Source organism: Comamonas guangdongensis, from assembly GCF_041079535.1.
Lineage (GTDB): Bacteria > Pseudomonadota > Gammaproteobacteria > Burkholderiales > Burkholderiaceae_C > Comamonas > Comamonas guangdongensis.
The window spans coordinates 49,142-61,885 of sequence record NZ_JBFYGN010000026.1 but is presented as its reverse complement, the minus strand read 5'-3'; the positions used below and the strand labels follow the sequence as shown (position 1 = coordinate 61,885).

Sequence of the window (12,744 nt, the reverse complement as noted above, 5' to 3'; positions counted from 1 at the left end):
CATCGCCTGCCAACCCCGCAAGCCATGCTCCTCGCGGCTATCGGCGTTTTTCCACACTCAACGGGGACATAGCCAATAAAAAAGCCCGCCAGGCCTGGGCCTTGCGGGCTTGGAATGCGGCCGCTGCACCGATTTGCAGCAGCCGTCCCTGGACTCAATCTGCGGCGTAGATGTCGCGGTCCTTGGTTTCGGGCACGAACAGCGTACCGATCACGGCCGTCACGCCGGCAATGATGATCGGATACCAGAGACCGTTGTACATATTGCCGGTCTGAGCCACGATGGCGAAGGACATGGTGGGCAGCAGACCACCAAACCAGCCGTTGCCGATGTGATAGGGCAGGCTCATCGAGGTGTAGCGGATGCGAGTGGGGAACAGCTCCACCAGCATGGCCGCGATGGGGCCGTAGACCATGGTCACCAGCAGCACCAGATAGGTCAGGATGACGACCATCATCACCTTGTTCATCTTGGCGGGGTCGGCCTTGGCGGGATAGCCGTCCTTGGTCAGCTCTGCGACCACGGCCTTCTTGAAAGCACCGTCCTTGGCCTTGGCATCCTCGGGACTCAGGCCCTTGATCGAGAACGAGGGGATCTCGGTGGAGCCGATGCGGATGCTGGCCACGGTGCCCGAGGGCGCTTCCTCGGTGTCGTAGCTCACGGAGCCCGCTGCCAGCACCTGCTTGGCCACGTCGCAGGAGCTGGTGAACTTGGCGGTTCCCGTGGGATTGAACTGGAACGAGCACTCGCTGGGGTCGGCCACGATGACCACCTTGTTCCGGGCCTGGGCCGCAGCCAGATCGGGGTTGGCCGCTTCGGTCAGGGCCTTGAAGGCGGGGAAGTAGGTCAGCACGGCCAGAATGCAGCCCAGCATGATGATGGGCTTGCGGCCGATCTTGTCCGACAGCGTGCCGAAGATCACGAAGAAAGGCGTGCCGATCAGCAGCGCGGCCGCGATCATCAGATTGGCCGTCACGGCGTCGACCTTGAGCTGCTGGGTCAGGAAGAACAACGAGTAGAACTGGCCGGTGTACCAGACCACGGCCTGGCCGGCGGTCAGACCCAGCAGGGCCAGGATCACGACCTTGAGGTTCTTCCACTGGCCGAAGGACTCCGACAGAGGCGCTTTGGACACCTTGCCCTCGGCCTTCATCTTCTGGAAGGCCGGCGACTCGGACAGCGTCATGCGGATCCAGACCGAGATGGCCAGCAGCAGGATAGACACCAAGAAGGGAATGCGCCAGCCCCAGTCGGCAAACGCCTCTTCGCCCAGCGAGGTGCGCACGCCCAGAATCACCAGCAGCGACAGGAAAAGGCCCAGCGTGGCCGTGGTCTGGATCCACGAGGTGTAGGCACCGCGCCTGCCATGCGGCGCATGCTCGGCCACATAGGTCGCGGCACCGCCGTATTCACCGCCCAGCGCCAGGCCTTGCAGCATGCGCAGCGCAATCAGAATCACGGGTGCCGCCACGCCGATGCTGGCGTAGTTGGGCAGCACGCCCACGATGAAGGTGGACAGGCCCATGATCAGAATCGTCACCAGAAAGGTGTACTTGCGCCCGATCATGTCGCCCAGGCGGCCGAACACCAGCGCACCGAATGGCCGCACGATGAAGCCCGCGGCAAAGGCCAGCAGCGCGAAGATGAAGGCCGATCCCGAATCCAGTCCGCTGAAGAACTGCTTGGCGATGATGGCCGCCAGGGAGCCGTAAAGATAGAAGTCGTACCACTCGAAAACGGTACCCAGTGACGACGCAAAAATGACTTTGCGCTCCTCCGGGCTCATCGGCCTTGGGGCCGACTTGCCTCCCATATTCGCTGTCGCATTGATGGCCATGCTTGTCTCCTTGATTTTTGAAATATCAGGCGCTGCCAACTCACCTGTGTTTTCAATATCAAAGCCTCGACTGACCGCTAACTTACAAAAAATCGGTTTGAAAAAATTCAAGACAAGGCTTTTCCCGACCCTGTCAGCACTAACCCGGAGCTGTTTTTTTTCGATGTGAAAAACCCAGTGGAAACACCGATATCGTAAGTAAGGAGACGGTCAGACGGGCTTCCCAGAATGCCCAGGCCTGCAGGGAAATTCATGCCGATGAGTGCGATGCAGGCAAGCATTCCAAGGAGACAACACGGTGAACGATCCGGTGGTACAAAAAATCCAAGACAACCCTGCCTATCAGGACCTGCGCCGCAAGCGCAATCGACTGGGCCTCGTGCTGACGCTGCTGATGCTGGTCGTGTACTACGGCTATGTCGCGCTGATCGCGTTCGACAAGCCATTCCTGGCCCAGCCCATTGGTGCCGGCGTCACCTCGCTGGGCATTCCCATCGCCATGGGCGTCATCGTGTTCACGGTGCTCATCACCGGCTTCTACGTGCGCCGCGCCAATGGCGAATTCGACAAGCTCACCCAGGACATCCTGAAGGACGCCACCCAATGAACAAGCATCTGCAACACACCCTGGCGGGCGCGCTGACCCTGGGTCTGGCGGGTACGGCCATGGCAGCGGGCGGTGATGTGGGCGAGACCGCCAAGCAGGCCACCAACTGGACAGCCATCATCCTGTTCGTGGCCTTCGTGGCCGGCACGCTGTGGATCACCAAATGGGCCGCAGCCAAGACGCGTTCCGCCGCCGACTTCTACACCGCCGGTGGCGGCATCACGGGCTTCCAGAACGGCCTGGCCATCGCCGGCGACTACATGTCGGCCGCTTCCTTTCTCGGCATCTCGGCCTCGGTCATGGCCAATGGCTATGACGGCCTGATCTACTCCATCGGCTTTCTCGTGGGCTGGCCCATCCTGACTTTTCTGCTGGCCGAGCGTCTGCGCAATCTGGGCAAGTTCACCTTTGCCGACGTGGCCGGCTATCGCTTCGCTCAGACGCCGTTCCGCGCCTTCGCGGCCAGCGGCACGCTGGTGGTCGTGGCCTTCTACCTGATCGCGCAGATGGTGGGTGCGGGCCAGCTGATCAAGCTGCTGTTCGGCCTGGACTACTGGGTCGCCGTGGTGCTGGTGGGCGCGCTGATGATGATCTACGTGCTGTTCGGCGGCATGACGGCCACCACCTGGGTGCAGATCATCAAGGCCGTGATGCTACTGGCCGGCGTGAGCTTCATGGGCTTCATGATCATGGCCAGGTACGGCTTCAGCTTCGAGGCACTGTTCGCCGACGGCGTGCGCGTGCGCACCGAGATCGCATCCAACAGCGGCAAGTCGCCCGAGGAAGCCGCCAAGCTGGGCCTGGCCATCATGGGCCCGGGCGGCTTCATCAAGGATCCGATCTCGGCCATCAGCTTCGGCATGGCGCTGATGTTCGGCACGCTGGGCCTGCCCCACATCCTGATGCGCTTCTTCACCGTGCCCGACGCCAAGGAAGCGCGCAAGAGCGTGTTCTGGGCCACGACCTGGATCGGCTACTTCTACATCCTGATCTTCATCATCGGCTTCGGCGCCATCACCATGGTGCTGACCAACCCCGAGATGGCCGACACGGCCAAGGGCGTGATCAAGGGCGGAGCCGGCACGGCCAATATGGCGGCCGTGCTGGTGGCCAAGAGCGTGGGCGGCGACGTGTTCTACGGCTTCATCTCGGCCGTGGCCTTCGCCACCATCCTGGCCGTGGTCGCGGGCCTGACCCTGTCCGGTGCCTCGGCGGTCTCGCACGACCTGTACGCCACCGTGTTCAAGCAGGGCAAGGCCGACAACGCTGCCGAGCTCAAGGTCTCGCGCATCACCACGATCTGCCTGGGCATCGTGGCCGTGCTGCTGGGCATTGTGTTCGAGAAGCAGAACATCGCCTTCATGGTCTCGCTGGCCTTCGCCGTCGCGGCCTCGGCCAACTTCCCGCCGCTGCTGCTGTCGGTGCTGTGGAAGGACTGCACGACCAAGGGTGCCGTGATCGGCGGCTTCCTGGGCCTGATCTCCTCGGTGGGCCTGACCATCCTCTCGCCTTCGGTCTGGGAAGCCACGCTGGGCAATCCCGCGGGCTCAGCCTGGTTCCCCTACACCTCGCCCGCGCTGTTCTCCATGGCCATAGGCTTCGGGGGCGTATGGCTGTTCTCGGTGCTCGACAAGAGCGGCCAGGCCGCCAAGGAACGTGCCGCCTTCCCCGCGCAGCAAGTGCGCTCGGAAACCGGCCTGGGTGCATCGGGCGCCTCGGGGCACTGATTTCCCGCCCCACCCGGCGCCAGCCGCCGGGTTCGATCCCACCAAGGAGCGTTCGACACGCTCCTTTTTTCATGTCTCTTGCTTTGAAGCCCAATAGACCCCTGGCGCTTATCCATCAAGCGCCGGCAGCTATTAACTCAAGATGACATCCCCTGCAGCCTGCGCAGTTTGATGAAGGCCAGCCCGGCCATCACCGCATCGTTGAGCGCATCGTGGGCATCGCGCAGCGGCAGTTGAAGATCGCGCATCATGGTGTCAAAGCGCAGGTCGATCCCGGCGTTGTCATGCTGCTGGTAGGGTGGCAGCTGGCGGAACTTGTAGTCGTAGTACAGGGCCGATACTTCGATGGCCGGCTGGGGCAGGGCCATGCCCAGCAGCGGACGGGCGATGCGGTTGAGCATGGCCAGATCGAACTCCAGGTAGTAGCCAACCAGGGGCCGGCTGCCGACAAAGTGCAGCAGGCGACGCACGGCCTCCTCGGCCGGCAGACCCCGGGCCACGTCGCGTTCGCGCAGACGGTGGATGCGCACGCTTTCGGGCGACACGCCGTGCTCGGGCTGTACCAGCAGCTCCAGCCTTTCGCTGGTCAGCAGCCGCTCGCCCACGATGCGCACCGCGCCTATGGAAACGATTTCATCGCGGCGCCGGTCCAGTCCCGTGGTCTCGCAGTCCAGCGCCACCCATTCATGGGGCGGCGGATCGTCGAACAGAAAGGCGAATTCCGGGTCGGCCAGACGCCGACGCCGGCGATCCCGCCGCCATTGCGCGAGACCGCCGGAGATCCACATGGGCCAGCTCATGCCACCGCATCCAGCCGCAGGCGCTGATGCAGCAGCGCCTTGAAGCGCTTGACCACGGACAGCGCATCCTTGAGCAGATCGCGCTCCAGGCTGCTCAGCCGTGCCGGGTCCACATTGCCGGTGACGGCACGCCCCAGGTCCAGCTCGGCCAGGCCCGCGCGCAGGCGCAGCCCCATCAGGAAATGCAGGCCTTCGAGCAGCTCGCCACCCAGCTCCGCCTCCAGCGCGCCATGGGCCTGCAGGGCGGCAATGCGCTCGGCCGTGCCGGTTTCGGCAATGCGATGCAGCAGCGCCAGGCTGCGCACGCCATGCACGATGGGGAAAATGCCGGCCTTCTTGAGATTCACGGCACGCGCTTCATCGCCCAGGCCCAGCAGGCGGTTCCACCAGCCGGCAGGGCTGCCGAAGGCATCGATGTCCGCCGCAAAGCGGGCCAGATGCGCATCGTTGTCGGCCGCCAGCGCCAGCAGCGGCTGGCGCACCGCCTCCAGCAGTGCGGCGTCGCCGGCCACCGCATGGGCGTCCATGAAGATGGCCAGGCGCATCAGATCGCCCTCGCCCGGCAGCAGCAGCCAGGCGCGCACGCGCCGGCCGAAATCGGCGGCCGCGCCGCGCCATTCGGGGTTGCTGAGCATGATGCGGCCCGGGCATTCGGGGTAGCCGAAGCGCTCCAGCACCGCGGAGAAGCGCTGGCAGATCGTCTCCAGATCGGCAGGCGGTGCATAGCCGTCGCGCAGCAGCAGGCCGTTGTCCTGATCGGTCTTGAGCAGCTGTTCGCCGCGTCCTTCGCTGCCCATGACGAACAGGCAGCTGTTGGCCACCAGATCGGCCGGCGCCAGCATCTGCCAGGCGCGCTCGAACAGGCGCGCATTGAGCTGCTGCACCAGCCTGGCCATCAGCCCTATGCGCGTGCCGCCGCGCTGCAGCGCGGCCACCAGGCGTGTGACCTGGGCCGCGGCCGGCTCCAGCGCCGCCAGGTTCTGGGCCTGCTCGATCTGCACCGTGATCAGGTGCGAATGATTGGCCAGAAAGCTGAACAGATCCAGGGCTTCGAGAATGCCCAGCACCCGTCCCCCATCGTCGAGAACCGCCAGCCGGTGCACGCGTGCGCGCAGCAGCAGCAGCATGGCATCGCCGAGCTGGTCGCCGGCTCGCACCGTGACCACGGGATGGCTCGCGAACTCGCCCACGGCCAGGCTGGCCAGCGGCCGCCCGTCGAGAATGGCGCGCTGCAGCGTGGTGCTCGTGAAGATGCCCAGCTCTCCATCACTCCTGCCCGGCAGACCCGAGACCAGCACGCTGGTCGTGCGCTCGGTATGGAACAGGCGCGTGACGGTGACGATGTCGGTGCCCGCAGCCACCACATGGGCGGGACGCAGATAAGCCTGGTCCACGCGCGCCAGCGTCAGCGACTGCAGCTCGTGGCGGTCGGCGCGCTGGGCCAGCGTGCTGAGCTTGTGGCCCAGGTCGGAAAACAGCAGCGCGCCAAACGCCGTATTGCGCGCGATCAGCTCGCCCACGGTCTCGCGCGCCAGCTGGTAGGCCACGAGTTCCTCGGCCACCAGAAAACGGCTGCTGACCCGCCCGGCCACCAGGCCGCGCCCGTCGAAGCAGTCGTCGGGCCCATAGGTGGCCAGCACCTCCTCGCCTTCGAGCTGCGTGACATGGCCTTTGATGATGACGAACAGATGCGTGGGCCGGTCACCCACATCCAGCACCACGGCGGCCTCTGGAAAATAGGCGATATCGACGCCGGCACGCACCAGGGCCCGTTCTTCCGGGTCCAGGCAATCGAAGGGCGAGGCGGAGAAATTGAAGGCGTTGGGCATGGCTGGCAAGAGTGAGGCGGCCGCTATGCACCGCAGTGTGCCGGCCCAGGCTTACGGCCCGATTGCGCGACGGCGCCGCAAGCCAGGGACTACTGCAGCCCCGACTCCACGCGGGCCGCGGCCTCCCACTGCTGCCCGAACCAGGCATCGCCCCGCAGATAGGCACGCAGCATGGGCAGGCCGTCCAGGCCCCAGAACACATGACCGTCCACCTCCCAGGCGGGCACGCCGAACACGCCGGCCTGCTGCGCCCTCTCGGTATTGCTGCGCAGCCACTGCTTGACCATGTCGCCGCCCTCATCATGCTGCTTCTGCTCCTGCAGCTGCGCGCGCAGCGCCTGCAGGCGCTGCGGATCGTTGGCGTCGGCGCCGTCGACCCAGACATGCTGCATCACGGTCTGCGCCACAAAGCGGTTGATGCCGCCCTGGCGCCCATGGGCCAGGGCCAGCCGCAGCAGCGGCAGAGGCTTGAAGGGGTGCTGGGCCGGCATCTGCAGCGGCACGCCAAGCTCACGTCCGAGCCAGCTCACATGTCTATAGGTCCACAGCCTCTTGGCCGGAATGCCCGCTGGGCCGGGGTTGGCGTTTTGCTGCAGCAGGGCTCCCAGCAGCACCGGACGGTATTCGACGTGATAGCTGAGCCCCTCCAGAGCCTTGGGCAGCTGCTCCAGCGCCAGCCAGGCATAGGGGGAAACAAAATCCAGATAGAAAGTGATGTGCTTCATGCCCGGTCCTCCCGCCATGCCTAATGGGTTCTCGGATCGTCCAGCCCCGCACGCTGCAGCAGCCGGCCCCAGATCTGCAGGCGCAGCTCGCTGTCGGCCTTGGACCAGGCGCGGATATCGTCAATGGTTCTGAAGCAGCCCTGGCAATGGCTGCGGTCCTCGGTCATGCGGCAGACATTGATGCAGGGCGAAGCCACGGGCTGGCCGGCCTCGGTCCATACCAGCGCCACCTCGGCCTTGGCGGCCAGTTGGGCCAGCTGCTGCGCGCGCAAATCCTGAAGCGTTTCCGTGCTCATGCCTGCTCCACCACATTCGACCAGGGGGCTGCGGTCAGCGCCTGCAGCTGCGCAGGCGATGCGGGAAACACGCCATAAGGATGGCCTGCCGCGGCCCACACGGTCTCAAAGCGCTGCAGCTCGGCGTCCATCAAGGTCAGCACCTTGGTGGCATGCGCCACGGGGCTGACGCCGCCAATAGCAAAGCCGGTGCTGGACTTGACGAAATCCGCGTCGGCGCGGCCGACCTTGCCCACCAGCTCCGTCACCTTCTTCTCGTCGACACGCTTATCGCCCGAGGTCACGACCAGCACCGCCGCACCATCGCTCTTGCGTTTGAAGATGATGCTCTTGGCCACCTGCCCGACGAGGATGTCGAGCTGATCCGCGGCCTCCTGCGCGGTACGCGCCGCGCCGTCCAGCATCCGCGGCGCATGAGGATGACCGGCATCCTGCAAAAAGCGGCTGACACGCTGCACACCTTCCGGCAGCGTCTGCAATTCTGATCCACACATCATTGTTTTCCCGAAAAGGGGCGCCGCCGCCCCGATATGCCTGTAGCCCTCTTAGAACGTGTTTACGATCTCCTCGCCGCCGCGCCAGTGTCTTTGCGGGATGGGATGCTAGGCGCGGGTGCGCGGCAAGGCTCGTGCCTTGCAAGCGGCCGCAACACCGCAGACCGCCCGCAAAGGCACTGGCCCGAAGGGTTGAGACGAAATCGGGCGATTTCATCGCGCTGCGGCTTGCTTGCACCCCGGTGCAAGCTGCGTCCCATCGCTTCGAACCCATCCCGATTGCGTCTCAACGCGGCAGCGTAGAGGTCATAAACACGTTCTTATGGTAGCGCCCAGGCAGGCGCGCCGCTCAGCCCGCGCGCTTGATCAGCAAGGCCTTGGCCACGCGCGACTGCGTGGGCCGGCCCAGATGCTGGCTGATGAACTGGCCCGCATCGATCAGCTTGTCGAGGTCTATGCCCGTCTCTATGCCCATGCCGTGCAGCAGATAGACCACGTCCTCGGTGGCCACATTGCCCGTGGCGCCCTTGGCATAGGGGCAGCCGCCGAGGCCGGCGACCGAGGACTGGAAGTTCCAGACACCGAGCTCCAGCGCCGCCAGCGTATTGGACAGGGCCTGGCCGTAGGTGTCGTGGAAATGACCCGACACCTGGTCGATGCCGAAATGCGCGAGCGTGGCCTCCAGCGCCTTCTGCACCTTGATGGGCGTGCCCACGCCTATGGTGTCGGCCACGTCCACGCGCTGCACGCCAATGCCCTTCATGAGCCCTGCCAGATAGCCGACCTTCTCGGGCGCGATCTCGCCCTCATAGGGGCAGCCCACGGTGCAGCTCATGGCGCCGCGCACCGCGATGCCCGCATCCAGCGCCGCCCGCACCACGGGCGCGAAGCGCTCCATGCTCTCGGCGATGGAGCAGTTGATGTTCTTCTGGTTGAAGGCCTCGCTGGCCGCGCCGAAGACCACGATCTCGTCGGGCCGGCCGGCCAGGGCGGCCTCGAAGCCCTGCATATTGGGCGTCAGCACCGAATAGCGCACATCGCCGCGGCGGTCTATGCCGGCCATGACGGAGGCAGCGTCGGCCATCTGCGGCACCCATTTGGGCGACACATAGCTGGTGACCTCGATCTCCTTGAGGCCCGCATCCTGCAGGCGCTGCACCAGCTCGACCTTGACGGCCGCGGCCACCGGCTGCTTCTCGTTCTGCAGGCCGTCGCGCGGACCGACGTCGATGATCTTGACGCGTGCAGGGTAGTTCATGCTTGTCTCCTTGAAACGGCTCAGTAGCCGCGTTGCAAATCCACGCGCCCGCTCACGGGTTCGCCCCGGCTCATGGCCGCGACCTTGCCCACGATCTGCGCAATGCTGTCGGCGGCCAGCGTGCGCGCCGAGGTATGGGGCGTGAGGACGATCCTGGGATGCTTCCAGAACGGATGGGCCTCGGGCAGCGGCTCCTCGCGGAACACGTCCAGCAAGGCGCCGCTGACATGGCCGGCATCGATCTGCGAGATCAGGTCGGCGTCCACCACATGGCCGCCACGCCCCACGTTGATCACATAGGCGCCGGGCTGCAGCAGCGCCAGCGTACGCGCATTGATGATGTCACGGGTTTCGTCGTGCAGCGGCAGCAGGTTCACGAGAATGCGCGTGGACGACAGAAAACCGTCGAGACTGTCCATGCCGCTGAAGCAGGTCACGCCGTCCAGCTCGCGCGGCGAGCGGCTCCAGCCCTTGACCGGGAAGTCGAACACGGTCAGCGCCCTGGCCACGCGCTCGCCCATCTTGCCCAGGCCCATCACGCCCACGGGATAGTCGGCGCGCCGGGGGTTGCGCTGGTGCTGCCAGATACCCTGGGCCATATCGGCCTCGTAGGCATCCAGTCCGCGGAAGAAGCGGATCACGGCCTGGGCCACGTACTCTGCCATCTGCACGGCCATGCCTGCATCTTCGAGGCGATAGACGGGCAGAGCGGCAGGAATCGTCAGCGGCAGCAGCGCATCCACGCCGGCGCCGATGTTGAACATGGCTTTGAGGCCCGCAGCCTGCTCGTCGATGAAGCGCTGGGGCGGAGCCCAGACCAGCGCATAGTCGGCCTGGGGCGCGCCGGGCTCCCAGATGCCGATCTCCGCGTCCGGCAGGGCCGCGCGCAAACCTTGGAGCCAGGGTTCTGGCCGCGTATCTTCACAGCAAAAAGTCACTTTCATGGGTGTGAAGCCTAACGGTTTGGCGCAGCTGCTGCAGCCAAGGCCGGCAAATAATCTGCTATCGATAGAGAAGCTGCCTGCGCTTGTCCGGCATTGATTTCAAGGTTGAAATCAGCTAAAACCATGTCCCGGCAAGCGCCAGCCGCTCTTTTTGGCAAAACAGTACTAACCGCGCGGCGCTCAGGCCGCGACCTCCAGGCGCAGCAGCTCGGCCCCCTCGCTGACCTGGTCGCCGGGCGCGTAGAGCAGCTCCAGCACCACGCCGTCGCCGGGGGCGGCAATCGTGTGCTCCATCTTCATGGCCTCCATCACGGCCAGCGGCTGACCCTTGCTGACCTGGTCGCCGGCCTTGACGGTAAACGACACCACCTTGCCGGGCATGGGGGCCGTGAGGCGCCCGCCTTCGTGGCCGGTGTCGCCCGCGTGGGCCAGCTGGTCCACCACGGTGATCTGGGTGCTGCCCGCGTCGGTGAAGACGGACAGCTGCTCGCCCTGTGCATGGACCACGGCCACCGTGCGCTGGCCGCCCCAGTTCAGCTCCAGACGACCATCGCTCAGCGCGCGCCACTGCAGCGTGGCTTCGCTGCGCGTCTCGCCCGCGCCCACGCCGACCTGAAGGGTTTCGCCGTCGCGGCCGTAGACCAGGCCGGCGCTGAATTCCTCGCCGCGGTAGGCAAAGCCGAGGTGGCGCACATAGCGGCCCGACAGGCGCCAGCCGTCGCGGCGGCTGAACGGGTCCGCGCCCTGCCGGGCCTGCTCCTGCTGGAGCTGGCGGGCAATGGCCGCGGCCACGGCCAGATCGCGGCCCACGAAATCCTTGCCGAACAGGGCCTCGCGTTCGCGCTCTATCAGTGCGGTGTCGAGCAAGGCGTTGGAGAAGGCCTGGCTCTTCACCACCTGGCGCAGAAACTGCACATTGGTCGTCAACCCCACGATATGGGTCTGGGCCAGGGCCGCATCCAGGCGTGCCAGCGCCTGGGCGCGGTCACCGCCGTGGACGATGAGCTTGGCGATCATGGAGTCGTAGAAGGGGCTGATGGCATCGCCTTCGCGCACGCCGTCGTCCACGCGCACCGCGCTGATCTCGAAGCTGCTGCAGGCAGGCTTGCGGTACACGGCCAGATGGCCGGTGGCGGGCAGGAAGTTGTTCTCGGGGTTCTCGGCGCAGATGCGCGCCTCGATCGCATGGCCCTGAATCCTGAGCTCGGACTGTTGCTTGGGCAGGGGCTGGCCGCTGGCCACCAGCAGCTGCCACAGCACCAGGTCCTCGCCGGTGATGGCCTCGGTCACCGGGTGCTCGACCTGCAGCCGGGTGTTCATTTCCATGAAGTAGAACTTCATGGCCTCGGGCTGGTCGTAGCCGCCGGGCTGCTCGACGATGAACTCCACCGTGCCCGCACCCACATAGTTCACGGCCTTGGCCGCGGCCACGGCGGCCTCGCCCATCTTCTGGCGCAGCGCGGGCGTCATGCCGGGCGCGGGAGCCTCCTCGAGCACCTTCTGGTGGCGGCGCTGCACCGAGCAGTCGCGCTCGAACAGATAGACGCAGTTGCCCAGGGTGTCGCCGAACACCTGAATCTCGATATGGCGCGGGCGCAGCACGTATTTCTCGATCAGCACCGCGTCGTTGCCGAAGCTGTTGCTGGCCTCGCGCTTGCAGGACTCCAGCGCCGCCGCAAAGTCCGCGCTTTTTTCCACCAGGCGCATGCCCTTGCCGCCACCGCCCGCGCTGGCCTTGATCAGCACCGGGTAGCCGATGCGGTCGGCCTCGCGCTGCAGCATGGCCGGGTCCTGGCCCGCACCGTGATAGCCGGGCACCAGCGGCACGCCGGCTTTTTCCATCAGCTGCTTGGACTCGGCCTTCAGACCCATGGCGCGGATCGCGCTGGCGGGCGGGCCGATGAAGACCAGACCGGCCGCCACGCAGGCATTGGCAAAGTCCTCGTTCTCGGAGAGAAAGCCGTAGCCCGGATGGATGGCCTCGGCGCCCGTGGCCCTGGCCGCCTCCAGAATCCGTTCCCAGCGCAGATAGCTGTCCTTGGGGGCGCTGCCGCCTATGTGCACTGCCTCGTCGCAGGCCGCCACATGCTTGGCCTGGGCGTCGGCGTCCGAATACACGGCCACGGTCTTGACGCCCATGCGGCGTGCGCTGGCCGCCACACGGCAGGCGATCTCTCCACGGTTTGCGATCAGGATTTTCTTGAACATATCGTCTCCAGGAATTTCA

General features: G+C 65.7%; 11 protein-coding genes. 2 read left to right on the top strand and 9 right to left on the bottom strand.

What is annotated here, in order from left to right; all coding sequences use genetic code 11:
* Positions 1–154: 154 nt before the first annotated feature.
* On the bottom strand, positions 155–1,837 hold the full coding sequence (locus AB6724_RS18485; RefSeq protein ID WP_369340000.1) for an MFS transporter: 1,683 nt from the start codon (positions 1,835–1,837) through the stop codon (positions 155–157).
* A 298-nt stretch (positions 1,838–2,135) separates the two neighbouring features.
* Here AB6724_RS18485 and AB6724_RS18480 point away from each other — a divergent pair, with 298 nt between their 5' ends.
* Complete coding sequence (locus AB6724_RS18480; protein WP_369339999.1) at positions 2,136–2,444, top strand: DUF485 domain-containing protein; 309 nt, start codon at positions 2,136–2,138, stop codon at positions 2,442–2,444.
* Entirely contained in the window at positions 2,441–4,171 is a 1,731-nt protein-coding gene (locus AB6724_RS18475) for a cation acetate symporter (RefSeq protein WP_369339998.1), read from the top strand. The genes AB6724_RS18480 and AB6724_RS18475 overlap by 4 nt, the downstream gene beginning before the upstream one ends.
* A gap of 137 nt (positions 4,172–4,308) precedes the next feature.
* Here the strand turns inward: AB6724_RS18475 and AB6724_RS18470 are convergent, their stop codons facing one another.
* The 8 genes from AB6724_RS18470 to AB6724_RS18435 form a co-directional block, all read right to left on the bottom strand.
* A complete protein-coding gene (locus tag AB6724_RS18470; RefSeq protein WP_439329895.1) occupies positions 4,309–4,971 on the bottom strand; it encodes a 3'-5' exonuclease in 663 nt (220 codons plus the stop codon).
* Positions 4,968–6,800: a putative nucleotidyltransferase substrate binding domain-containing protein gene (locus AB6724_RS18465; protein WP_369339997.1), complete on the bottom strand. Its 1,833-nt coding sequence runs from the start codon at positions 6,798–6,800 to the stop codon at positions 4,968–4,970. Before AB6724_RS18465 ends, AB6724_RS18470 begins: the two co-directional genes overlap by 4 nt.
* 89 nt (positions 6,801–6,889) lie before the next feature.
* The gene (locus tag AB6724_RS18460; protein WP_369339996.1) at positions 6,890–7,525 is read right to left on the bottom strand and encodes a 2-hydroxychromene-2-carboxylate isomerase; all 636 of its coding nucleotides are present in this window, start codon (positions 7,523–7,525) and stop codon (positions 6,890–6,892) included.
* Between the two features lie 20 nt (positions 7,526–7,545).
* Positions 7,546–7,821 carry a DUF1289 domain-containing protein gene (locus tag AB6724_RS18455; RefSeq protein WP_369339995.1) on the bottom strand — a complete coding sequence of 92 codons (276 nt, stop codon included), beginning with the start codon at positions 7,819–7,821 and terminating at the stop codon, positions 7,546–7,548.
* Positions 7,818–8,315 (bottom strand): YbaK/EbsC family protein, encoded by a 498-nt coding sequence (locus tag AB6724_RS18450; RefSeq protein WP_369339994.1) that lies wholly within the window; start codon positions 8,313–8,315, stop codon positions 7,818–7,820. The genes AB6724_RS18455 and AB6724_RS18450 overlap by 4 nt, the downstream gene beginning before the upstream one ends.
* A gap of 349 nt (positions 8,316–8,664) precedes the next feature.
* On the bottom strand, positions 8,665–9,573 hold the full coding sequence (locus tag AB6724_RS18445) for a hydroxymethylglutaryl-CoA lyase (protein WP_369339993.1): 909 nt from the start codon (positions 9,571–9,573) through the stop codon (positions 8,665–8,667).
* A gap of 20 nt (positions 9,574–9,593) precedes the next feature.
* Positions 9,594–10,517, bottom strand: coding sequence for a 2-hydroxyacid dehydrogenase (locus tag AB6724_RS18440; protein WP_369339992.1), 924 nt, complete (start codon positions 10,515–10,517; stop codon positions 9,594–9,596).
* 180 nt (positions 10,518–10,697) lie between these two features.
* On the bottom strand, positions 10,698–12,725 hold the full coding sequence (locus AB6724_RS18435) for an acetyl/propionyl/methylcrotonyl-CoA carboxylase subunit alpha (RefSeq protein WP_369339991.1): 2,028 nt from the start codon (positions 12,723–12,725) through the stop codon (positions 10,698–10,700).
* Between the last annotated feature and the right edge of the window lie 19 nt (positions 12,726–12,744).

Bases quoted from the DNA above. Each gene is read 5' to 3' on its own strand.
- AB6724_RS18455 (WP_369339995.1), bottom strand. From the start codon at position 7,821: ATGAGCACGGAAACGCTTCAGGATTTGCGCGCGCAGCAGCTGGCCCAA.
- AB6724_RS18460 (WP_369339996.1), bottom strand. From the start codon at position 7,525: ATGAAGCACATCACTTTCTATCTGGATTTTGTTTCCCCCTATGCCTGG.
- AB6724_RS18465 (WP_369339997.1), bottom strand. From the start codon at position 6,800: ATGCCCAACGCCTTCAATTTCTCCGCCTCGCCCTTCGATTGCCTGGAC.
- AB6724_RS18485 (WP_369340000.1), bottom strand. From the start codon at position 1,837: ATGGCCATCAATGCGACAGCGAATATGGGAGGCAAGTCGGCCCCAAGG.
- AB6724_RS18470 (WP_439329895.1), bottom strand. From the start codon at position 4,971: ATGAGCTGGCCCATGTGGATCTCCGGCGGTCTCGCGCAATGGCGGCGG.
- AB6724_RS18435 (WP_369339991.1), bottom strand. From the start codon at position 12,725: ATGTTCAAGAAAATCCTGATCGCAAACCGTGGAGAGATCGCCTGCCGT.
- AB6724_RS18475 (WP_369339998.1), top strand. From the start codon at position 2,441: ATGAACAAGCATCTGCAACACACCCTGGCGGGCGCGCTGACCCTGGGT.
- AB6724_RS18445 (WP_369339993.1), bottom strand. From the start codon at position 9,573: ATGAACTACCCTGCACGCGTCAAGATCATCGACGTCGGTCCGCGCGAC.
- AB6724_RS18440 (WP_369339992.1), bottom strand. From the start codon at position 10,517: ATGAAAGTGACTTTTTGCTGTGAAGATACGCGGCCAGAACCCTGGCTC.
- AB6724_RS18450 (WP_369339994.1), bottom strand. From the start codon at position 8,315: ATGTGTGGATCAGAATTGCAGACGCTGCCGGAAGGTGTGCAGCGTGTC.